Here is a 19,182-nt window from a genome sequence, read left to right on the forward strand (position 1 = left end):
GAAGCGAAGCCATTGATTTGGCTTCGCTTTTTTATTGTTTACAGAATTTTGCGGAGTAAGAGCTACATTTGTTAAGCGTTTACCTCTCGAAGGTGTAAACAAATGACTCTGAACCCGTATGCGGTGAAGATAATTGTCTTGGGCTCTGGGGAGCGCTTGCCTGTGCTGGTAGCACTGGCCTCAGGTGCTCCCTTATTCGAGCCGTCCGTTTACGTCCTCAGCGAGATTCGGGCGACCAACAGAGCGAGCAATACGATTGACCAGATCTTGAGGTCAATCATGGTGCTCCATCTATTCCTCGACTCGAATCGGATTGATATTGAGCAGCGCATTCAAAACGGCGGTGTTTTTCGTTTAAGCGAGCTTGACGAGCTTGTTCGGTACTGCAAGCGCCCTGTCGCCGATCAACTGAAGTGCGATTCGATTTCCCCTTCCCATCCATCCGCTCTTAGACGCGCCGCTGAAAACGTGCGCCTTTTTCAACGAAAACTTGCACCACCAGAGGTGGCAGGTCATACCGCAGCTAACCGTATTCGGGTCATCCGGGACTATCTTGATTGGCTCGTGCGATACCATATGGCTCGCTATCACCCGGGTGCAACTGAGGGCGCGAGGCTTTGGAATGAGTGGACGTCTTGCAAGGATGCGCTGGGCGCGCGACTGCCGCGCCATAAAGGGAGAAATACTATTGGGCAGCGGGAAGGGCTTCAGCCAGAGGTGGTGGAGAGACTTCTCAGTGTTACGTCGCCAACATCACCGGACAACCCTTGGAAGGGGAAGAGCACACGCATTCGAAATGCTCTCCTAGTTCGCTGGTTCTACGAGCTTGGCCTACGTCGGGGTGAAGTGTTGAACGTAAAGATTTCCGACATTAACTTTCAGTCGGAGGATCTGACGGTTGTCAGGCGAGCAGACGATCCGCAAGACCCCCGGAAGGATCAACCGCTGGTCAAGACGCGTGACCGAAAGATTCCGTTATCCCCGAGCCTTTGCAAGCTGACGCACGAATACATAACGAACACGCGTCGAGCCACTGAGGGTGCAAGGCGGCACCCTTACCTATTCATCGCCATGGGCACAGGGGCGCCTCTCTCGCTCAGTGCTGTGAATGCTATTTTCGCCGAACTGCGGAATACCTTTGATGGCGAATTCGATGCTGTGACTCCGCATGTTCTTCGCCACACGTGGAATGATCGCTTCTCGGACATCATGAACAATGCGAAAGTCTCTGAAGCCGAAGAAGAGCGCATGCGATCGTTCTTGATGGGCTGGGCTCCGACCTCGAAGACCTCTGTCAATTACACCCGTCGGCACGTTCGACTGAAAGCTCAGCAGGTGTCCTTAGCGATGCAAGCCAAGCAAGTAGACGGTGTGACGAGTGATGACTGAAAAAAGATCGATTACCCGTCATTCGTTGGGTGGTTTGACTCTGCCGCCTACTGTGAGGGCCCTCAGCGGAGCGGTGTTCGATCCGAGCACCAAACGATGGACATACCATGACGGCCTTCACTCAATCAGTGTGAACTTCGAAAGATTGAATAGATGTGCCACGGACGAGTTAATTGCGGCAGCGAAGTTCCCCTTGATCTGGTATGCCGAAAACGCTGAAGGGACAACAGTTGTTTCACTTTTTGACCATCTGAGGCGGTTTCTCGAATCCGTATCGATTGCGCAGGGCCAGGTTGTTGGAAACATTGACGCGCCGCAGCTCGCGAGTTTTCGAGCTTCCCTCTCAACGGATACTGAATGGAAACTAGGCGCCTTGAGTGCCTTTCTCAGAAAGTGGAATAGCTTGGGAGTGCCATGCGTGACGAATGCTGCTGTGCGCTTTCTCAAAAGTATTCGCCTCAAAGGGAACCGCAAGGGCGCAGCAGTCCTGACGATGGATCCGCTCAAAGGGCCGCTTACGGACATTGAACGCTCGGCCACACAAGCGGCACTGAACGATGCCTTTGCCGCCAACAAGGTCGCATTGGATGACTATCTTTTGGCTTGGCTTTGTTTGCTCTTGGGGCAGAGAAACATCCAGTTCGCAATGTTGAAGGTCTGCGACGTCAAAGAGATTGCGAAAACGGATGGGAGCCACGAGTACGTACTGCGAGTGCCTAGGGTTAAGCAAGCAAGTGCCCAGGCGCGACGGGAGCAATTCAAGGAGCGACTGATAACCCCCAGCATCGGAAAAATGCTTATAGGCTACGCGAGCAGTGTTCGCGAACGATTCGAGCTTGACGGAAAATTCCCCATTGCGTCGTCGCAAGCGCCTTTGTTTCCTCAAAGGTATACGAGGAAAAGGAATCGTCCAGGATTTCACCATCACACATCGCCTGATGAGATTGGCGGCAGAATCAGTTCGGTATTTGAAGCTTTGCAGGTGTATTCAGAGAGGACCGGCGAACCCATCAAGGTGACCTCTAAAAGGCTGCGACATACGATGGCTACGTCCGCGGCAAGAGAGGGGCACGGCGAGCTAATCATCGCTGAATTGCTCGATCACAGCGACACTCAAAATGTCGGAATCTATGTGAAGGCCACACCCGAAATTATTGAAAGGATCGATCGTGCCGTAGCGCTTCGAATGGCGCCGCTTGCTCATGCATTTGCCGGAGTCATCATCAGTGAGGAGTCGGCGGCGATCCGCGGCGGTGATCCAACGAGTCGTATTGTCGATCCTCGCTTTGACGAAACGATGAAGCCGATGGGGAACTGCGGACGCGGCGGACCTTGTGGTTTTATGGCGCCTATCGCCTGTTACACCTGTAAAAACTTCCAGGCCTGGGTCGATGGTCCTCACGAAGCGGTGCTGGACTATCTGCTGGTCGAGCGTGAACGTCTGACCGCAGTGGCAGATGCCCGTATCGCAGCAGTGAATGATCGAACGATTCTGGCTGTTGCCGAGGTGGTTGAGCTAACTCGTGAGAAGCGTGGGGAGACGAAGGATGCCTGACAGCCTCGTAGTGTTCACGCCTAGGGCAGAGTGGGATGCAGCAGAGAACTTAGGCGATTTTATCGCGATGAGCCGGTCTCAACTGACCATTTTCGGTACTGGTCTTCGTTTTAACGATATGACGTGGGATGTCACCGACACCATGCAGCTGAAGGCGCATGGTAAGAAGCGGATCCGCATCTGCTTCTCTACTCAAGAAACAGTGGACGACATACAGCCAACTCAGATGGCCGAGCCGTTTGTGTCTTTTGCCAAAGCTTACGTCCGCTACATGCAGGGTATGCGGCCAACGAAGAATCCTGCTTTTCGAGTCACTGCGCTGCGCGCCCTTGATGCCGCTTTCAGGGTGAGCGGTCACTTGATCCCGGTGATGATGGATGGCGACACGTTTAATCGAGCTGCGCGAATTATCGCTGAGCGCCTCTCAGGATCTACGGCCTATCGAGTAGGGACTCAGCTCGAGTTGATTGCCAGGTTTATGTCTGAGCACCGTCTCACAGCTATTCCGCTATCGTGGCGTAGTCCGATCAATCGACCGCTCGATACGGTTCGTGTGGGGCAGGAGTTTGACAAGCGCCGTACCGAAAAAATGCCATCTCAAGCCGCATTGGAAGCGCTTCCTAAGACGTTTCAAATTGCGACCCAACCTAAAGACGTGCTGTTTTCGTCGATTGCCGCGATTCTCTGCTCTGCTCCTGATCGTATCAATGAGGTGTTACTGCTTGCCGAGAGCTGTGAGGTTCATGACAAAACTTCAGGCGGTAAATATGCCTACGGTCTGCGATGGCAACCGGCTAAGGGGGCTGATCCAATGGTTAAATGGATTATTCCCTCGATGGCTCCCGTTGTCGCTGAGGCCATCGCCAAAATTAGGCGTTTGACGGAAGACGCTCGTCGTATTGCTCAATGGTATGAGTTTAATCCTGCAAGGCTGTATCTGCCCCACGATTTGGAACACCTCAGGAGGCAAGAGCTGCTGACAATGGATGAAGTTCAGCAGGTGATTTTGCTGGAGAAAGGGTCCGCTTCATTTGCGAGGCTATGGTGCACTGCAAATAATGTGTTGTTGATTAGGAATGACAGTGGTGTATGCGCGCGATTTGCTGATGTTGAAAAGGCCGCAATAGCGCAACTTCCATCCGGGTTTCCGCTGCTAAACACGGAGATGGGACTCAAATATTCGGAGGCGCTCATCGTAGTGCGGCGTAATGAACTCCACTCTGCAAGAGGTACATTTGGCTGTGTCATTGAGTCGGTCAGCATCAATCAGGTGAATACTGCACTCGGCACCAGAAGTGAGCATGGCTTTGAGTCGATGTTTGAGCGCCTTGGATTCACTGAGCCAGATGGCAGCCAAATCCGAGTATCTACCCATCAGTTCCGTCACTACCTGAACACCCTGGCGCAGGCGGGGGGGATGAGCCAGTTGGATATTGCGAAGTGGTCGGGGCGCTTGGATGTTCGTCAAAACGAGGCTTATGACCATGTGAGCGCAGATCAGATGGTGGCAAAGATTCGCGAGTCCATTGGCGACGAATCCCATATGTTCGGCCCGCTGGCAAAGCTGCCGAAGAATATCCCGATTTCACGAGATGAGTTTGCACGGCTTAAGATTCCGACAGCCCATACGACTGACTTTGGCTTCTGCGTCCATGATTACACGATGATGCCATGCGACCGGCATGCCGACTGCATCAACTGCAACGAGCATGTATGCGTGAAGGGCGATGAAGGCAAAGCCATGATGGTCAAACGTCGGCTACAGGATGCGCAGGAATTGCTGGTGCGTGCTGAAGCTGCGACGGTGAAGGGCTACTACGGAGCGGATCGCTGGATGGAGCACCATAAGAAGACTGTACTACGTCTGATACAGCTTACAGAGATTCTTGATAACCCAGCAGTTCCAACCGGCTCTGTAATTCAGCTGGCTGATGTTCCGATCATTTCTTCGACGGGAGTGGAGCAAGCGCTCGAGGATCGCGCCGCATTGGATGGTTATTCGACGCTAAAGCGCTTGGCGCCGACTAACGCTAGCCGAATGAAGCGGAGCAAGCATGGCTAAAAGGCGAGCAAGAAATCTCGATGATCATGCCATCGAACACATTGTCTGTGTGCTGGATGGGTGGTCAGGTAAGCTTTCTTGGGATCTGCTCATTGAGGCAATTGAGAAGCGACTGGGTGTTCGTTACACGCGTCAGGCACTCGACAAGCGCGCCCGTATTAAATCGACATACCAGGCTACTAAGGCGCGTCTTAGCAAGGTGCCTGGTTCGTGGCTCCACCAAAAATTATCTACTGCAGAGGTTGGAGCGCTTACAGAACGTCTTAAGCGCTTGGAGGCCGAGAACGCTCGCCTGAAAGTGGAGAACGAATGTCTGCTCGAGCAATTCGTGACTTGGGCCTATAACGCATATTTGAAAGGGATGACGAAAGAATCTCTGAGCACGCCCCTTCCTCGCGTGGATAGAGAGCTGACTAAGCTTACCCGCACAGAGATTCGCAGGCGGTAAGGGGTAAGTCAGAGGTTTCCAAGCTCTTCCTGGACTCGTTTGAACAGTTGCTCGATGGTCATTGATCTATCGCGCAGTAAGTAACTGTGGACAAGGATCGACACGGGGTGCACCTCCATGACATATGCAATCTCGTCAAGCTTATCGAGGGTCGGGCTCTTCAGGCCTCGCTCAAGCGTGCTGAGATAGGTTCTACTGCTTACGTCGGAAAAATCCTCCTGAGTGAGCCCTTGGCTCATTCTGAGCTGCTTAAGAGCCTGCCCGAATGCTTGTTTCAGTTCCATTTGCCAGCCTCGCAAAAGGAACGATGAGGCCTGCGTGAGCTCTTTAGAGCTACAATCTATAGTGTTCATATCCGGAGCTGCGGCATGTTCAGAACACATCTGCAGGCAGAGGTGAAAGGAGCCGTTGCGTTCGGCGATGGTCTTCGCGTGTGGCGCTACGTCGAGCAGGCAATCCAGTGCCCATGGCTCTATGTCTGCTGGACGGAGAAGAGTGGCGAGGTAACCCTCAGCAGCATGCTGATGGTTGCAGACATGTCGTTGTTCGAAGACATGTTGACCCGGCAGACCGAGAGGCTGCGCGTGGAGAATGTCCTGCTTGTAAGCCCAAAGCATCTCAATCGAAGCGCTAGCTGGCTGATGGAGGGGCTTGTGGAGTTATCCGAGGCAATCGGCCCTGCATGCGAGCACCTGGCTTATGTCTATAGGCTGGAAGGTGGTGGCAGCTACTGGGACGGATACGTGCAGGATGCGCAGCATACTCCGCTTCGAGTGATTTACTCGCGGAGCTGATTGTGCGGAGGTGGCAATGAATCTAGACCAACAGGATGAAGTGTCTGTCCTTCAGCTAATGAGCGCGATCTGTTCGCGGAGCCCACGAGAGGTTCCTGAAGATGCCCTAGCCGAATTTGCAAAACAGATCTGGTATGGAGAGCTGAATCTAGCTGCTCTGCTTAGAAGGCTCCTTGTGCGATCAGACATGGCCGACGAGCAACGGCGAAGGCTGCTCTACGTTATAGATCGGTTGATTTGTTACCCCTGCATCCTGCGTTCGAAGGCAACCCTGCTACGGACGATTCTGATGGAATGGGCTGAGCTGAAGCCCACACAACCAACCACCAACGCTATCGAACTCGCTGCCCGGCACATGCTGGATAAGAAGGCCCTCGAGTGGGGGCTAGAGGAGGACATTACACCGCAGATGAAATCTGTGCTGCAGTACCAGACTCGCCATTACGCGGCATCCTTGGGAAAAACCACGGGTTATAGCGAGAAGGGTTGAGGAATTAGTCTTCTGGAACACGAAAGCGCCAGTACCTATCCGGTTTAACCCAGACAACAATAGTCTCAGTCAACTTGCGGAATGCAGCTAGGACAGCTTTACCGATGACGAGATTGCTATCGCTACTCTCAGAAACCAGATAATCGCGCTTCGCGTTAGATAAAAGATCTACTACCTCATCCAGATAAATGAGCTTTTCTCGCTCAAGCTGGGCGACCATCTACTGTGCGGTTGAGCTGAGGGTGGCTGACATTAGAGTGTTAAGTAATTAAGTGTATTGGAGTTTATCACTTCACCCTCCAGGAATCTGTTACACCAGCAAGCCAGTTTTGAACAGCGATGATACGTTGCTCCACTTCATGGACGTAAGCATCTGCATCGGCATCTGCCACATAGCCATTAGCGACATCAAAATAAGGTCCCCACTCCAATTCGGCAATGTCTTGGTATCTCTTCTCAAGAGTGTCTGTACCTAAAATCTCATTCATAGATGGGGAAAAGCTGTCTTTTGCCGCATTGTAGCGCAAATGCGCTAATAGCTCTTGCATAAACCAAGCAACTTGGCTAGGTAGTCCCGTATTGCTCTGTTTGCTGTATACAGTTGGTATGAGTTCATCATATTTTGTTTTACTGTAACGGGTGTGCACGTAGTGCTTTCCATATACACACACGCACGTGAAATGGCTGAACGGGTGGCTTACGATGCCGTGAGGCCGAGCCTGGTAGTAGTAGCCATTCATGTAGAAGTCATAAATGTGCTTGCAAATGGTTTTTTCAGTAAGTTTGCTTTCGAATGCAAAAACACCCTTGAACATCGGTGGGTAGCCATCGTCAAGACGGCCGGCATGATGCAGAATATCCAAACTATTCTTTAGTTGCCTTGCATCCAGTTGAGTCTTTACTTCGATTACGGCTCGCACGGAGTTTGCTGGAACGACGACTAAGTCTCCCTCTCTGAACAGTGGCGCGTAATCAATTCGGTCATAAATTAGTACATCAAATTGCCTAGCGCAGTCGTAAATGAAGCCTGAAGCAACGTGATATCTCTCAGGTAGATGCTTGCGAAGCATACTGGTCAGCAATTTTTCGCGATACCCTCCGACAGTGGCACCATGTGAGATAATTAAGCGAACTCGCTGACTAAGAGCTTCGAGTTCACCAGCCATTGATGCAGCGAAAATTCTTCTCTTCTCAATTTCCTTCTGATGTTTACCATGCTCTAAGTAAACCGCTTGTTTAGCGAGGTTTTTACCTGTGGTGGCTTTAAGATGGCCTTCGGAGATTAAAGCCTTGAGCATGAATGCTATTTGCTCATTAGAGGCATTAATTCTCTTATCGTTGCTAACCTTCTCGAGAATCTGGGTCAAAGAGATTTTTTGAGTGTGGCTTATCAGAGAGCTTGTGACGTCCAGTACGAATCGATAAAGCTCAAGATCTGGAGGGCATTCTAGATGGGCGCGTATGGAAAAGGGGTGAAGTTCAATCTTTTCCGTACTCGTCAGTTTTCGTTTGAAAGACGATCGGACGTCCTTGATTAGTAAAGAGCCACTTTCATCTTGCCCCGCGAAACGGTAGAGTTTGAGATCTTCCCATGCATCAGTACTAACGAAGCAAAGGTCATCCAAATTCATATCTGTTTCCTTAAAGATAGATATTGCCTGTTAGAGTAGGATTTTGGCCGTGATATGTGTTGGCTAGACTGTCGCCTACTCCAACTAACTGGCTTCTCTGCTCAGGGCTTGCATGTTGAATGTTAGAGGCAATAGGCCGGCTCTTGTGAATCGATACCTCATATACGAGGAGATTTCATCCTCGTGAGATGAGACAATTAATTGCCTATCTTTAAGTTCGCAGCGCAGAAGATCCGTCAAAGATGCAATGTTTACCTCGTCCAGGGATTGAGACGGATCGTCGATCATAATTATGGGGACGCCTGAGTAGACTCTATTCAATGAGAGGAAGAAGGCGAGACTCAATGCCGATATCTGGCCAGAGCTCATGGATAACATTGCATCGTGATCTGAATATTCAGCAGTCGCAAACCTGAGTTGATTGCCGTCTTTGCTTTCAATGAATAGCCCAAGTCCGCGCTGATAGTTCTGAATTAGCCTTCCGCTGTATACGTGGAATACCAGTTCTATTTCAGATATTGTGTGGTCGGAGTAAGCTTTTTCTACTCGCTCCAAGGTTCCGCGCAAGGATGCAACTCGCTCCTTGATTCTGGTTGTCGCTTTATTTTCCTTTCGGATAGTATCCAGTCTTTGAGTGATGCCTATCAGTGTTGCACTCTTTGCTTCGTTTGCTTTAAGTGAGATGTACTTTAGTTTTGTCTCTAGCGCGTCGCGCTCTAATACATAGAAATCTGCCTCGTCCTTGAAAGCGGTGGATATTACAGAGCTCCACTGATCTGGAATGTCTGCAATTTCTTCTTGCTTTTGAGCGCGAAACAAAGCAATCAAATCCGCTAACCGCTTCTCCTCTTCCTCAGGATCTATCGTGTACGTGTCTGGGTAGAGGATCCCTCTTTTGGTAAGCTGGTCGCCGAGATCTTGTATTCGTTGAATTATCTCTTTATGCCGGCGAAGCACCTGGTGAAGATCTGGATCATAGTTTGATCTTTCGAACTTTAGATCGCTAGTTACACGCGCAGTCAAAACTGATATAGCCTTTGCTATCGATTCGATTACCTGTACAAGTTTTTTACCGTCCTCGCTTAGGCTCTCAGATAGCTTTTGGGCTCTTTTCTCTATTGCAGAGAGTAACTCTTCGTGCGTCTTCCAATCCTGCGAACACAGTGGACAGGTATTGTCATTAGGATAAATTTTGAAATGCTTTTCAAGGAGTTCGCTTTTTAGCCTGCTAATTTCGGCAATAGCTGCGGCGTTCGCTGCTGAGGAAGAGTTTAGTAGGTCACGACTTTTAATCTGCTCTTCAAGGTCGGGAAACTCGTCAGGTTGCCAGCCAGGAGTTGTACGAATTTCATCAAACACAATGCTCGCTGCACCCTTTTCCAGAGTCGACAGAGACAATGACAAAGAGTCGACATTGGATTTTGTTACGGATAGCGCGGTGAGCTCTCCTGTGGTCTTGCCAACTTGGATTAGAGCTCGTAATAGATTGTTGTTTTTGGAGATGTAGTTCTCGATTTTTTCATTGGATATTCTAATCTTGATAGCTTGCTTTAAAGGCAGTAAATCGATTATGTTGCGTATCTCTGTGACATAATTGTCGTGAATTTCTTTTGAGTATCCAGAAAATAATACTTCCTTGTCCCAGCTCGGTTGAATGTCGGCAGTGCTAAGCTTCTCGTATGCGGCACCTTCCAGTCCGTTCTCTAGCATTGCGCGGAGTGCTTGGCCTTCTCTATCAAGTCGAGACTCTTCTTCCTGGCGCTCTTTGCTGAGCCTCTGAGTTAATTTCTTTTCCAGGCGCTTGCACTTGCTAATTTATGCAACTATAGCGCCTGATTGGATTAGGCTTTCAAGCGCCTTCTTTCGGTTATTTAGGCTGGTCGAAAAAAGATACTCATTCTGGCCTTGCTCTAGGTAGTTCAGAAAGGAGTAATTTTCTTGGAAATTTTGTCCAAAAAGCTCGGCTATTAAATCATCGCTTTTCAGGTTCTCATCAGTAAAGTCGGTTGATTCAAAGCTGTCTAACTTATAGAGCTTGAATAGTGAGAAATCGTTCGCCTTATTTTTGTCTTTTGGCCAGAGGCTTTCGCTTGGCGCATGTCTAGCGAGAACTATTTTTTCATCGTCTGACTTGAACTCAATTTTTATGTGGAGATCGTTGCCTTGAGATCGCACATTCCAGAATAAGTTGTCCTCATACTTCTTCTTCGTTCCAATCATTACTTTATCGAAAAGGCGCTCAATTCTCGCTATTTTTCCTGTCAGGAGCAGTTCGATAGCATCAAAAATACTGGTCTTCCCAAAGCCGTTTGGGCCGTCTAAAGTTAAGAGTGAAGCGGACTCTAAATTCAGAGATATATTTTTGAATGCCTTAAAGCTGGCAATCTCAATTCGGGATATTTTCCAGTTCATTTTTAATCAATTCCTTGATTAGATCGTCTGTGGCAATGTCATCGCTTTCGGGGATATTTTGGATTTTTTTATAAAGCTCTGTTAGCTCTGACTCTGCTACCGCAGCCTCTGCCTGAAGCTTTAATGGAACCAGTTCGCGCTTTTCATGGTTCAGTATGAGGAATGGGATCTTTATGAATATTTTTGCGGCAATGCTGTAGGTAGACGAGGAGAGAGGAGAGTCTTTGTAAGAGTCAAATTGGTTCTTGTCTGATATGGTGCGTAGAAGGTCTGCAAACTCGAATCCAGCTAAGCAATCCTCCTCCTCTTTTGTGTAGTAAAGTACGTACTTCTTGTAGTGGTACGCGTCTTCTTCAATTGCGAAGATTTTATCTTCTAGCTCTTTGAAGTCCGCGAGTTTTTCTAATCTTAGCAAACAAATTAAGTCGCAATTTTTCTTGAAGGCGGGGTGCTCGACGAACTCCCTAGGGGCGCTAAAAGAGGCCGCTTCATTTAGTGATTCTGGAGGCCGCAGCACCGTCATTTCATGCACAATCGCGAAGCGGGCTGCTTCCCCATGCAGGCGAAGAAAGTAAGAGGATTGCTCCGACTCATGAGCCAAAGAAAATCCTTGCTCATTTAATGCGTTGCTGATTATTCCTCTAAGCATTTAACTTTCCTTCTGCATCCAGTTTTGTTATGACGTTTATGCTCAGTTCGCGAGTGATTTTGTTGTCTTGACTGTCCGCTTCGTATTTTGGGTCTGAACCATCATTCTCTGTAATCTTTGTTTCGACTCGGAATGAGTTGAGAGATGAGAATGCAATCAAGTTGCGGTATTCAAAAAGGAGTGGTTGGAGTCTTCTGTTATTCTTCATCTCCTCCCTGATCCTGTCTATGCATGCGCGGCATTCGCGATCGCTTAACAATGTTAGTGCGGTAGGTAGGTAGAAATTTGAGTCAGAGTCTATGTAATGGGGCAGGCGCTGGAGAATAGGGTCGATACAGAAGTCCTGAATTAACTCAGAGTATCTTCCGATGTCTTCGTGTTGTATCTTTGAAAAACTTTCGGAAGGCTTCATGACTTGGCAGAGACGTAGGAGATCTTCTGGGTATAATTTGTGCAGGTGTTTGAATAGATCTTGAGCTCTTAGATACTGCTTGTCATTTATTTCCGGTAGCAGGTCGTCAAGTGTTTTTTCGAGATGGTTGAAGAGGTTCTTTCTTAGCTCTGTTGCAAAGTATTCGACATCATTTTGCAGCCCTTCGGATAGTATGGCGGCTAGAAGTTTGGAGGCGTGTATACGATTCTCAAAAGCTGCCTTATTCTCAGAAATTCCATCGATTTGATTAATTTTATGGATTTCTATGGCCTTGCTACTGATGCTTTCCGAAATTAAGCAATAATTTTGGTCGGTGAGGCGTTCGCTTGGTGGAAAGCCCTTGGTGTCATTAAATATGTTTTTTATAAGATCTTTGGTGATCCCTTCTATTTGACCGAGCTCGCAGTATTTTTGGTCGTTATACTTATAAAAACTTACGGTCTCGCCGTTCCCCGGGCTGTAGTCCGATGTGTCATCTATTTTTACTGATACGTGGAAATACCGTTTGGTCCCGGCCTTTCTGTGATTATCAATCTCTGCGGATTTTTTTAGCGCTTTAGCGTAGCTGCCTCTGGTTGAGCCAACCTTTGCTTTGACTTGATGGGCGCTAAGAAGCTTTCCATCTTTATATATTGCAAAGTCATCGGTGCTGTCTAGCTGCAGCTCGAATTCTCTTTCGCCCTCAAGGATTAATTTTAAACAGTGATAAAGGGCGACCTTTCCTTGATATACAAACCCACTCCATGAGGAGATTGCGCTATCTGGCTCAGTTAATTCGCTCAATGCGGAGTCCCTTCAGTTTTCGCTAATGTTGCGATGATATCATTATGCGATTGGATGCCAACTGCAGCTTTGGTTGGAGGGGGGGCTTGGCATGTGGCGCTGCAAGGAGGTGAGCGCACAGGCACATTCGCAGCTGAGGTAAGCATGCATTCCCTGCAGTATTTGGCACGACATGGTGGAGTACTGCCGACGACTAATCCCAACGAGGCCAATGTGCCCCGAGGCCGGATAGGGCGTAACGAAAGGCTTCTGCGTGCATTAACTGCCCCAAGGCCGTGGAATGTAGTGGTTAATTCATCCCGGACAGTGGGTTGAGTTTTTCTTCGGCCACCGCAGGCGGTAGCCCGTCGTTGTGCTGGTGTGGCCTGCTCCCGTTGTAGCGGCGCATCAGGTAATGGCTGATGTCGCGCTGGGCCTCCAGCGTTGTCAGGTAGCCAGTCGACGGGATCCACTCCGACTTCAGGATGCTGAACAGGCGCTCCATTGGCGAATAGTCCCAGCAATTCCCCCGACGGCTTATGGTCTGCTGCATTAGGTATCGCCACAGTCATTGCCGGAATAGACGGCTGGCGTACTGACTACCCTGATCAGAGTGGAACAGCACCTGCTGCGGCTTATCGCACTGCAAATCCAGCACCACCGCCAGGTAGTGCCAGCGGCCTTGCGCCCAGACGTAAGTGATGTCGCCACACCAGACCTGATTGGGATGCTTGATCATCCGCAATGGGGACAACGCCTAGGCCGCGCATTGTAGCGCTAGCGTTTGCTTAGAAGCGGTGGTTCTGCGGATAGGCTTTCCTGGCCCAACCGCATTATCTGAAGGTGAGTTCCTCCAGTGCCAAGACCAAACTTTCAATCGCGTGTGCGCTGGTTTGCGACGACGCGATTAATCGTTCGACTCGGGACAGCAGATGTTGAGGTGGCCCCATGCTGCACGGATAGATCGCTATTTGCAGATATGTGCAAATTCTCTCAACATTCTTGCTAATGCGCACAATCTTTCCCTGCTCAATCCTGGACAGTTGAGAGTGATGTACGCCGCACGCAGATCCCAGCTGTACAAGGGTCAAGCTACGGGCTGTGCGCGCTTCCCGAATCTGTTTTGCGATCTGGGTGGCAGATAATGTATGGAATTTTTCGGTCATAATGTGCATAATATTTGCACATTATGCACAGGGAAGCCAGTCATGGCCGTCTACGTAGATTCTGAAGAGATCCGCTGGAAAGGGCGCGTGTGGTGCCATCTGGTTGCTGATTCTCTTGACGAGCTTCACAGCTTTGCGGCTCGATTGGGTCTTCAGCGTAAGTGGTTCCAGAGCAAGAGCTTTTACCCCCACTACGATGTGACGCTGTCAGTCAAAGCTCAAGCTATGCGGCTAGGAGCCATTCACGCAGATCGCAGGAAGATCATCGGGTGCTGCAAGCAGATGCGAGCACAGTTGCTGGCGCAAAGGGTGCAGCAGCAATCGCCGCTCGATTCAGGAGGAATGCATGGCACCTATTGCCAGACAGCAGGAGCGACCCTTATCGCTGCCGGAGTACGCGCTCAAGGCTAGCAACAGCTCTCGCTTCAAAGAAGATCCCAAAGCGCTGCAGGTTTTACGTTTTGGCTTCTTCGGTGAAGTGGGAGGATTGCTGTCTTCGGTGAAGAAGGCAGAGCGTGACCGGCTTGAGGAAACTCAAAGCGAAGTCGCAGCTGAGGAGCTTGGAGATGCTTTGTGGTACTTGGTAAGGGCTGCCTCGATCCTGCGGTTCACGCCAGATGAGCTGGGGGAAAGTTGCCTGACGGTGCTGAGGCAACGTTTCAAGGAGGGCGAGTGCCCTCCTATTGCGACGGTGAATTTCAGGCACATTGATGCACTGATCAATACGCGCCGCCAGGAGGACGGCTCCTCTGCAAGGGCCATCCAGCTTGGCGCGCTAGCTCATGCGGCCGGCATCTTCTGCAATATGCCTGATGGGCAATTGAGGTCCGGTCCGACTCCCACGCTTAGGGATCACCTTGGCGGTCTGCTGGCGGATTTGGCCCTCAGCTGTGCGAGTTTCGATCTTCACCTTGAAGATGTGGCCCGATACAACCTGGAAAAGATCAAAAGCCGGTGGCCAGGCGAAGATCGGCAGTTCACCCCGTACTTCGATCCGGAGCCCGACTTCCCTCGCTACGAGCGGCTGCCTAGGGAGCTGAAGATGGACTTCATCGAGCTGCCGGGGCGCAATGGGCCTTATGTCGTGCAGCAGCTGAACGGTGTCTTCATCGGCGATCGTTTGACGGATAATAGCAATCAGCCCGACGATTACCGTTTCCACGACGTCTTTCATCTTGCCTATATGGCGTATCTTGGATGGTCGCCAGTTTTGCGTGGTTTGCTGAAGCTCAAGCGTAAGTCGAATCCCGTCATCGATGAGAATGAGGATGGGGCTCGGGCCATGATCATCGAGGAAGGGATCGCAACTTGGATCTTCAACCACGCGAAGCGCAGAAGATTTTACAAGGGCATCGAAGAAGGGGCCCTTGAATATGGCCTGCTCAAGCAGATCCATTCCATGGTTGAGGGATATGAGGTTTACCAGTGCCCGTTATGGCAGTGGGAGCTGGCCATCCTGAAAGGGTTCGAGGTATTTCGAGAGCTTCGTACCAAGCGATCCGGGACCGTAGTGGTCGATATGGTCAACCACCAGCTGACCTTCCAACCTCTCATCGAAAAGAATCTTGTGTGATGACTCCCACCTCTTTCGTGAAAGCCTTAGCCAGCTTGAGTCTGGACGATGTTTTCAACCCGTATGCGGATACATGCCCCCTGCATGACCGGACAGATGCGGCTTCGTACCGGCGGGCAAACCTGCGGACATATCTCAGCGCCGCGGCAGACATCGGGGTCGATACCATTTGGATGGGACGAGATCTCGGCTATCGGGGTGGGCGCAGGACTGGCTTGGCACTGACGGACGAGTTCCATTTGGCGGAGATGGCTAAGGTGTACCCAGGTTGTACGTCCCGGCAGGCCACAAAAGGCCCTGTTATTTCCGAGCGAACAGCCGCGGAGATCTGGAGGGTCTTGAAGGTGATTGAAAAGCCACCTCTGCTTTGGAATGTCTTCCCATTTCATCCGCACGAGGCGGATAACCCTTTGACCAACCGACGCTTCAAAGCGAAGGAGCTCGCTCTGGTGAGCGAACTGAACAATGCATTGATCAAATGGCTGAAGGTTCGGAGGATCATCGCAATCGGTCAAGATGCCGCCAGTTATGCGACAGCCTTTGGGGTGGAGGTTCTGACTGTCCGACATCCGAGCTACGGTGGGGTGCGAGACTTCCGGGATGGCATGAGACAGATCTATGGAATTCCGGAAGGCCTCTTGGGGGCTAGGTCGCCGCAAGGGGTGCTTTTATAAGCGTTTCATCGATTGGAAACGTTTCAAGCAGCCTGCTCGCTGCGCGGATGCCGCCGAAGCCGTCATCCAGCTTGGCGTATGTCGATATGCAGGTCAGCGTCCCAGCTTCGTAGCCCGACTCCGTTGCGACGTACTGCTGCAGCTGGGCCAACCCGATCAAATTGCCCAAGGCCCTTTGAGCGTAGTGGTGGGATCTGTAGATGGCCGTTAGGTCGATTTTCCCGTGCATCAGCTTGAAGGTCACATGGCTCAGGCAGGCTGAACCGTAATACTTATGCCGGTCAGAGCTCGGGTCGTAGGTAGGCAGCTCAAACCCGACGCCATTGAGATCTTCTGCAAGGTCCACAGCTGGATCGCAAACACCCAGCTCATAAGCTGCCACGTAACGATTTAAATTTTTTGTGCGGATAGCGGCCAGTTTTTCAATAATTTTTTCAAGTGGGTTGAACGTTACGCCACTTTCATCCTTTCGCTCAATCATGCGTAGCGCATAGGTGCCCCAGCTGCGAGGAGCCATACCGCGCGCCATAATCGTTTTATAATGCGCGTACCACCCCGGGCGTCCGTAGCGCTTGTAAATGGTCTGCGGGAAGATCGTCCCCGCTGCAGTCATCACCGTGCGCTCTGCATTGCGCTGCCGCAGGGCCTGACTTACTGAGATGACTACCTGGCGGTCTTCGCTCGTTGCCGCCTGAGGCGAGGTGACTTCCAGGATGACATTGGTGGCATCGTGGTTTTTCTGGCTTTCCAGGTAACGGATACCGGCCAACCACGCTTGTACTACACGAGACCTCTGGAACACTTCCGTCATCTATCAGCTCCGTAAATACATGATGCATGGTTCGTCAGGTAAGAATGCGGTACCCATGCGTGACCGTTAACCCCCCAAGACAATCCCCAGCTATTGCAGATCAGGTAATGCTCGGTGCCCGCTTGGTCGTCACCGTAGCCCACGATCACTACTGCATGCCGACCTGGGAAAACATTCATTTCGAATGACACAACACCATCCACGGGGGACATGAAAGACCTGGTCAATGAAACCAGAACGCCTACAGGCCTGCCGAGATTCAGCCATTGCTTGATTTTGCCCAGGTCTGCTGCGGCCAGTGTCATATGAGGGCCATAAAGTGAGAGGCCTGTGGGCAACTCTGGTAGCGGATGGCTTGGCTCATCCTGTTGGTACGGGACGTCATGGTCTTCCGGCAGCCCTGCCGCTGTCGCCGCAATGGCGATTCTTACGTCTAGGCCTTCGTTGGGCTTCCAGGTGGGGCTTTGGTGTACGGTGGCTAGGTATGCGTATTCGGGACTGAGCAGGTAGTTCGAAAGGTTGCCTTTGATCCCAGCGAGCGAGAAAGCTACGCACGAACCTCTGCTTCCTTGGTCCCTAGCGCTCATCGATATCATTACGCGCGGTTGAATCACAGTCGGCCACTTCCTCGAAGCAAGGCTTCCTTGGCAGCGGAAGAAAGACCGTTCGCTAAACTTTCGAATTGTGCCTGTGTGTCGAAACTGTCGAGCGGCTGCGCCGAGCGATCCCACTGTTTGCGCTCACTAAGCTGGAGCTTCGAGGGGCCGGTTTGTAGAGCGGGAGCAGGGCAAATCAGATACTCCTGGTAGTGCTCGCCACCAGCGATCAGCGCACCTTCATCTGTGGCGCCTTGCTGCGGCAGCAACACCGGCTTAATCATGAAGCCTTCTGAGGATGCCTCGCTGGTATCCCAGACGTAACCGGCACCGGAGTGGTTTTTTAACCGCACCAGCATTTGATCATCGATGCGCGGTTCGAGAATGAGGTCTCGATCGGCTTCATCCAGCAACCACACATCTCGTTGGGAATTCTCCAACGGCTTGGACAGTAGAGCCTTCTTGATTGCCGCCGGTTGGACGCGCAGCACCTCGTCAACGACTGAGCGATCAAGTAATCGAAGCCTCTGAAGTGACCAGGCGGTAGCTGAATAGCTGATACCGAGCCTCAGGGAAAGCTGATAAAGGTTGAACGGGTGCGCGAGATCTGCCACTCCCCAGCCTTTTCGCTTCATAATCTTTGCGACAGCCCAGCGGGGCGCCACGAGGCTGTAGGCGAACCAATCGGCTTCCAATTCTTTCTTTGCGGCGGTATTGCTGTAGTCGAGCCGCTCGTCTGTCGTCGTGCCGTGATCCAGGTAGAAGTGTCCGAGCTCATGAGCACAGGTCATTTGGATAACACCGGCCGGACGCTCGGAATTTACGAGAATTCCTGGATGGCTCTCGCTGATGAAGGCCCCCCAGAGCTTTTCCAGCGGCCGGAGCATGACGACCACCCCGGCGGATTGGGCAATCCGGAATGGATCAATACGCGTGTAGCCGTCTTCCTCGATGCGGCGCTTCGAACCTGACTCTCTAACAACCTCTGCGGCACGCGTGGTAACAGCTCTGATTTGACTTGCAGAGAGCATCCCTATCTCCTAATTGGCTTTTTTAGCCCTCAAGAAATCAGCAAATCGAGCGACTTCATCTACGTCCTTCTGAGTCAGTCCTTTGACTGCCCTGGCTAGGAAAGCAAATTGCTCGGGGCCGGAGTAGCTGGGCTCGCAGCCTGTGAGCAGGTACTCGACTGACCGCCGATAGATGCTTGAAAGCCGTTTGAGCTCTGTTACCTCAATTTTGCGAGCACCGGACTCGATTCCAGTTATTGCTGTACGGGGAAGCCCTACGAGCTGGGCAATTTCGGCTTGCGAAAGCCCCAAATACTCCCGAGCAGACCTCAATCTCTCTGCGATCTGGAGCCGTTCTTCATCATTCTCAGTTTCACTCATCTTCCTTCGCCAGGTACGTGAGTACCCCCTCAGTGACTTGTTGAATGAATTGATCGCGTGACTCGTAACCGCCGTTACGGATGATGACTTCCACCGGAATTTTCTGGCCAACGAGCACGTCGATATCGATCATCGCTTCACAAGCGGTCAACGAGTCCATAGGTGCGCCCAGGTCATCAATAGATGTGGGGTCGCTGGCTATGGCAATTTCTCGCTCATCCCAGAACACACCCAGCAAATCTTCGATTTGGTTTTGAAGTGACGTCATTATAGGTGTCTGAAAATCGAACGGTGGCTGTGTCGAAATACAACCATAAGCCGTGGGGTATGGCAACCAGCTAGCATC

22 protein-coding genes and 1 pseudogene are annotated in these 19,182 nt (G+C 51.0%); 9 read left to right on the forward strand and 14 right to left on the reverse strand.

Annotation, left to right across the window (positions count from 1 at the left end; translation table 11 throughout):
• Positions 1-102 precede the first annotated feature (102 nt).
• The 4 genes from DN824_RS13035 to DN824_RS13050 are packed head-to-tail and all read left to right on the forward strand — an operon-like array spanning position 103 to position 5,454.
• Positions 103-1,389, forward strand: a complete 1,287-nt coding sequence (locus DN824_RS13035; protein WP_138408832.1) for a tyrosine-type recombinase/integrase — start codon at positions 103-105, stop codon at positions 1,387-1,389.
• Positions 1,382-2,944 (forward strand): site-specific integrase, encoded by a 1,563-nt coding sequence (locus DN824_RS13040; protein WP_138408833.1) that lies wholly within the window; start codon positions 1,382-1,384, stop codon positions 2,942-2,944. The genes DN824_RS13035 and DN824_RS13040 overlap by 8 nt, the downstream gene beginning before the upstream one ends.
• Positions 2,937-5,006, forward strand: coding sequence for an integrase (locus DN824_RS13045; protein ID WP_138408834.1), 2,070 nt, complete (start codon positions 2,937-2,939; stop codon positions 5,004-5,006). The genes DN824_RS13040 and DN824_RS13045 overlap by 8 nt, the downstream gene beginning before the upstream one ends.
• Entirely contained in the window at positions 4,999-5,454 is a 456-nt protein-coding gene (locus DN824_RS13050) for a hypothetical protein (RefSeq protein ID WP_138408835.1), read from the forward strand. Before DN824_RS13045 ends, DN824_RS13050 begins: the two co-directional genes overlap by 8 nt.
• An 8-nt stretch (positions 5,455-5,462) precedes the next feature.
• Here DN824_RS13050 and DN824_RS13055 read toward each other — a convergent pair whose 3' ends face one another.
• Entirely contained in the window at positions 5,463-5,738 is a 276-nt protein-coding gene (locus DN824_RS13055; protein WP_012270246.1) for a helix-turn-helix domain-containing protein, read from the reverse strand.
• 84 nt (positions 5,739-5,822) lie between these two features.
• On the opposite strand from DN824_RS13055, the gene DN824_RS13060 reads away from it, so the two are divergent.
• Positions 5,823-6,248, forward strand: coding sequence for a hypothetical protein (locus DN824_RS13060; RefSeq protein WP_138408836.1), 426 nt, complete (start codon positions 5,823-5,825; stop codon positions 6,246-6,248).
• 16 nt (positions 6,249-6,264) lie between these two features.
• Positions 6,265-6,738 carry a hypothetical protein gene (locus DN824_RS13065; RefSeq protein WP_138408837.1) on the forward strand — a complete coding sequence of 158 codons (474 nt, stop codon included), beginning with the start codon at positions 6,265-6,267 and terminating at the stop codon, positions 6,736-6,738.
• A 4-nt stretch (positions 6,739-6,742) separates the two neighbouring features.
• Here DN824_RS13065 and DN824_RS22900 read toward each other — a convergent pair whose 3' ends face one another.
• From DN824_RS22900 to DN824_RS22905, 8 genes and pseudogenes are all read right to left on the reverse strand, one after another.
• Complete coding sequence (locus DN824_RS22900; protein WP_138408838.1) at positions 6,743-6,958, reverse strand: DUF6953 family protein; 216 nt, start codon at positions 6,956-6,958, stop codon at positions 6,743-6,745.
• Between the two features lie 67 nt (positions 6,959-7,025).
• Positions 7,026-8,369, reverse strand: coding sequence for a DUF6602 domain-containing protein (locus DN824_RS13075; protein ID WP_138408839.1), 1,344 nt, complete (start codon positions 8,367-8,369; stop codon positions 7,026-7,028).
• Positions 8,370-8,453: 84 nt separating this feature from the next.
• Positions 8,454-10,079: a hypothetical protein gene (locus DN824_RS13080; RefSeq protein ID WP_241666699.1), complete on the reverse strand. Its 1,626-nt coding sequence runs from the start codon at positions 10,077-10,079 to the stop codon at positions 8,454-8,456.
• A gap of 105 nt (positions 10,080-10,184) precedes the next feature.
• Entirely contained in the window at positions 10,185-10,781 is a 597-nt protein-coding gene (locus DN824_RS22705) for an AAA family ATPase (RefSeq protein WP_241666700.1), read from the reverse strand.
• Positions 10,756-11,430 carry an ABC-three component system middle component 1 gene (locus DN824_RS13085; protein ID WP_138408840.1) on the reverse strand — a complete coding sequence of 225 codons (675 nt, stop codon included), beginning with the start codon at positions 11,428-11,430 and terminating at the stop codon, positions 10,756-10,758. The genes DN824_RS22705 and DN824_RS13085 overlap by 26 nt, the downstream gene beginning before the upstream one ends.
• On the reverse strand, positions 11,423-12,646 hold the full coding sequence (locus DN824_RS13090; protein ID WP_138408841.1) for an ABC-three component system protein: 1,224 nt from the start codon (positions 12,644-12,646) through the stop codon (positions 11,423-11,425). The genes DN824_RS13085 and DN824_RS13090 overlap by 8 nt, the downstream gene beginning before the upstream one ends.
• Positions 12,647-12,935: 289 nt before the next feature.
• Positions 12,936-13,358 (reverse strand): annotated as a pseudogene (locus DN824_RS13095) (integrase core domain-containing protein); the annotation flags it as partial.
• 100 nt (positions 13,359-13,458) lie between these two features.
• On the reverse strand, positions 13,459-13,800 hold the full coding sequence (locus DN824_RS22905) for a helix-turn-helix domain-containing protein (protein WP_138408842.1): 342 nt from the start codon (positions 13,798-13,800) through the stop codon (positions 13,459-13,461).
• Positions 13,801-13,833: 33 nt separating this feature from the next.
• Here DN824_RS22905 and DN824_RS13105 point away from each other — a divergent pair, with 33 nt between their 5' ends.
• Genes DN824_RS13105 through DN824_RS13115 form a run of 3 tightly spaced genes read left to right on the forward strand, consistent with a single transcriptional unit; the run spans position 13,834 to position 16,038 of the window.
• Positions 13,834-14,202, forward strand: coding sequence for a DUF4031 domain-containing protein (locus DN824_RS13105; protein WP_138408843.1), 369 nt, complete (start codon positions 13,834-13,836; stop codon positions 14,200-14,202).
• Entirely contained in the window at positions 14,138-15,364 is a 1,227-nt protein-coding gene (locus DN824_RS22710; RefSeq protein WP_241666701.1) for a nucleoside triphosphate pyrophosphohydrolase family protein, read from the forward strand. The genes DN824_RS13105 and DN824_RS22710 overlap by 65 nt, the downstream gene beginning before the upstream one ends.
• The gene (locus tag DN824_RS13115; RefSeq protein WP_138408844.1) at positions 15,364-16,038 is read left to right on the forward strand and encodes a uracil-DNA glycosylase; all 675 of its coding nucleotides are present in this window, start codon (positions 15,364-15,366) and stop codon (positions 16,036-16,038) included. Before DN824_RS22710 ends, DN824_RS13115 begins: the two co-directional genes overlap by 1 nt.
• Here the strand turns inward: DN824_RS13115 and DN824_RS13120 are convergent.
• The 5 genes from DN824_RS13120 to DN824_RS13140 are packed head-to-tail and all read right to left on the reverse strand — an operon-like array spanning position 16,010 to position 19,104.
• Positions 16,010-16,849 (reverse strand): thymidylate synthase family protein, encoded by an 840-nt coding sequence (locus tag DN824_RS13120; protein WP_138408845.1) that lies wholly within the window; start codon positions 16,847-16,849, stop codon positions 16,010-16,012. The genes DN824_RS13115 and DN824_RS13120 overlap by 29 nt on opposite strands.
• Positions 16,846-17,445 (reverse strand): C1 family peptidase, encoded by a 600-nt coding sequence (locus tag DN824_RS22910; protein ID WP_414718415.1) that lies wholly within the window; start codon positions 17,443-17,445, stop codon positions 16,846-16,848. The genes DN824_RS13120 and DN824_RS22910 overlap by 4 nt, the downstream gene beginning before the upstream one ends.
• Positions 17,446-17,459: 14 nt before the next feature.
• On the reverse strand, positions 17,460-18,476 hold the full coding sequence (locus DN824_RS13130) for an ImmA/IrrE family metallo-endopeptidase (RefSeq protein WP_138408847.1): 1,017 nt from the start codon (positions 18,474-18,476) through the stop codon (positions 17,460-17,462).
• A 9-nt stretch (positions 18,477-18,485) separates the two neighbouring features.
• Positions 18,486-18,836: a helix-turn-helix domain-containing protein gene (locus tag DN824_RS13135; protein WP_138408848.1), complete on the reverse strand. Its 351-nt coding sequence runs from the start codon at positions 18,834-18,836 to the stop codon at positions 18,486-18,488.
• Positions 18,829-19,104 carry a hypothetical protein gene (locus tag DN824_RS13140; protein ID WP_138408849.1) on the reverse strand — a complete coding sequence of 92 codons (276 nt, stop codon included), beginning with the start codon at positions 19,102-19,104 and terminating at the stop codon, positions 18,829-18,831. Before DN824_RS13140 ends, DN824_RS13135 begins: the two co-directional genes overlap by 8 nt.
• Between the last annotated feature and the right edge of the window lie 78 nt (positions 19,105-19,182).

The organism is Stutzerimonas nosocomialis, assembly GCF_005876855.1.
GTDB lineage: Bacteria > Pseudomonadota > Gammaproteobacteria > Pseudomonadales > Pseudomonadaceae > Stutzerimonas > Stutzerimonas nosocomialis.

Excerpts from the sequence above, each read along its gene's own strand:
- DN824_RS22710 (WP_241666701.1), top strand. The coding sequence starts at position 14,138 with ATGGCACCTATTGCCAGACAGCAGGAGCGACCCTTATCGCTGCCGGAG.
- DN824_RS13130 (WP_138408847.1), bottom strand. The coding sequence starts at position 18,476 with ATGCTCTCTGCAAGTCAAATCAGAGCTGTTACCACGCGTGCCGCAGAG.
- DN824_RS13065 (WP_138408837.1), top strand. The coding sequence starts at position 6,265 with ATGAATCTAGACCAACAGGATGAAGTGTCTGTCCTTCAGCTAATGAGC.
- DN824_RS13135 (WP_138408848.1), bottom strand. The coding sequence starts at position 18,836 with ATGAGTGAAACTGAGAATGATGAAGAACGGCTCCAGATCGCAGAGAGA.
- DN824_RS13115 (WP_138408844.1), top strand. The coding sequence starts at position 15,364 with ATGACTCCCACCTCTTTCGTGAAAGCCTTAGCCAGCTTGAGTCTGGAC.
- DN824_RS13055 (WP_012270246.1), bottom strand. The coding sequence starts at position 5,738 with ATGGAACTGAAACAAGCATTCGGGCAGGCTCTTAAGCAGCTCAGAATG.
- DN824_RS13075 (WP_138408839.1), bottom strand. The coding sequence starts at position 8,369 with ATGAATTTGGATGACCTTTGCTTCGTTAGTACTGATGCATGGGAAGAT.
- DN824_RS13105 (WP_138408843.1), top strand. The coding sequence starts at position 13,834 with ATGGCCGTCTACGTAGATTCTGAAGAGATCCGCTGGAAAGGGCGCGTG.
- DN824_RS13040 (WP_138408833.1), top strand. The coding sequence starts at position 1,382 with ATGACTGAAAAAAGATCGATTACCCGTCATTCGTTGGGTGGTTTGACT.
- DN824_RS13045 (WP_138408834.1), top strand. The coding sequence starts at position 2,937 with ATGCCTGACAGCCTCGTAGTGTTCACGCCTAGGGCAGAGTGGGATGCA.
- DN824_RS22900 (WP_138408838.1), bottom strand. The coding sequence starts at position 6,958 with ATGGTCGCCCAGCTTGAGCGAGAAAAGCTCATTTATCTGGATGAGGTA.
- DN824_RS22910 (WP_414718415.1), bottom strand. The coding sequence starts at position 17,445 with ATGATATCGATGAGCGCTAGGGACCAAGGAAGCAGAGGTTCGTGCGTA.
- DN824_RS22705 (WP_241666700.1), bottom strand. The coding sequence starts at position 10,781 with ATGAACTGGAAAATATCCCGAATTGAGATTGCCAGCTTTAAGGCATTC.
- DN824_RS13035 (WP_138408832.1), top strand. The coding sequence starts at position 103 with ATGACTCTGAACCCGTATGCGGTGAAGATAATTGTCTTGGGCTCTGGG.
- DN824_RS22905 (WP_138408842.1), bottom strand. The coding sequence starts at position 13,800 with ATGCACATTATGACCGAAAAATTCCATACATTATCTGCCACCCAGATC.
- DN824_RS13060 (WP_138408836.1), top strand. The coding sequence starts at position 5,823 with ATGTTCAGAACACATCTGCAGGCAGAGGTGAAAGGAGCCGTTGCGTTC.
- DN824_RS13140 (WP_138408849.1), bottom strand. The coding sequence starts at position 19,104 with ATGACGTCACTTCAAAACCAAATCGAAGATTTGCTGGGTGTGTTCTGG.
- DN824_RS13120 (WP_138408845.1), bottom strand. The coding sequence starts at position 16,849 with ATGACGGAAGTGTTCCAGAGGTCTCGTGTAGTACAAGCGTGGTTGGCC.
- DN824_RS13085 (WP_138408840.1), bottom strand. The coding sequence starts at position 11,430 with ATGCTTAGAGGAATAATCAGCAACGCATTAAATGAGCAAGGATTTTCT.
- DN824_RS13050 (WP_138408835.1), top strand. The coding sequence starts at position 4,999 with ATGGCTAAAAGGCGAGCAAGAAATCTCGATGATCATGCCATCGAACAC.
- DN824_RS13080 (WP_241666699.1), bottom strand. The coding sequence starts at position 10,079 with ATGCTAGAGAACGGACTGGAAGGTGCCGCATACGAGAAGCTTAGCACT.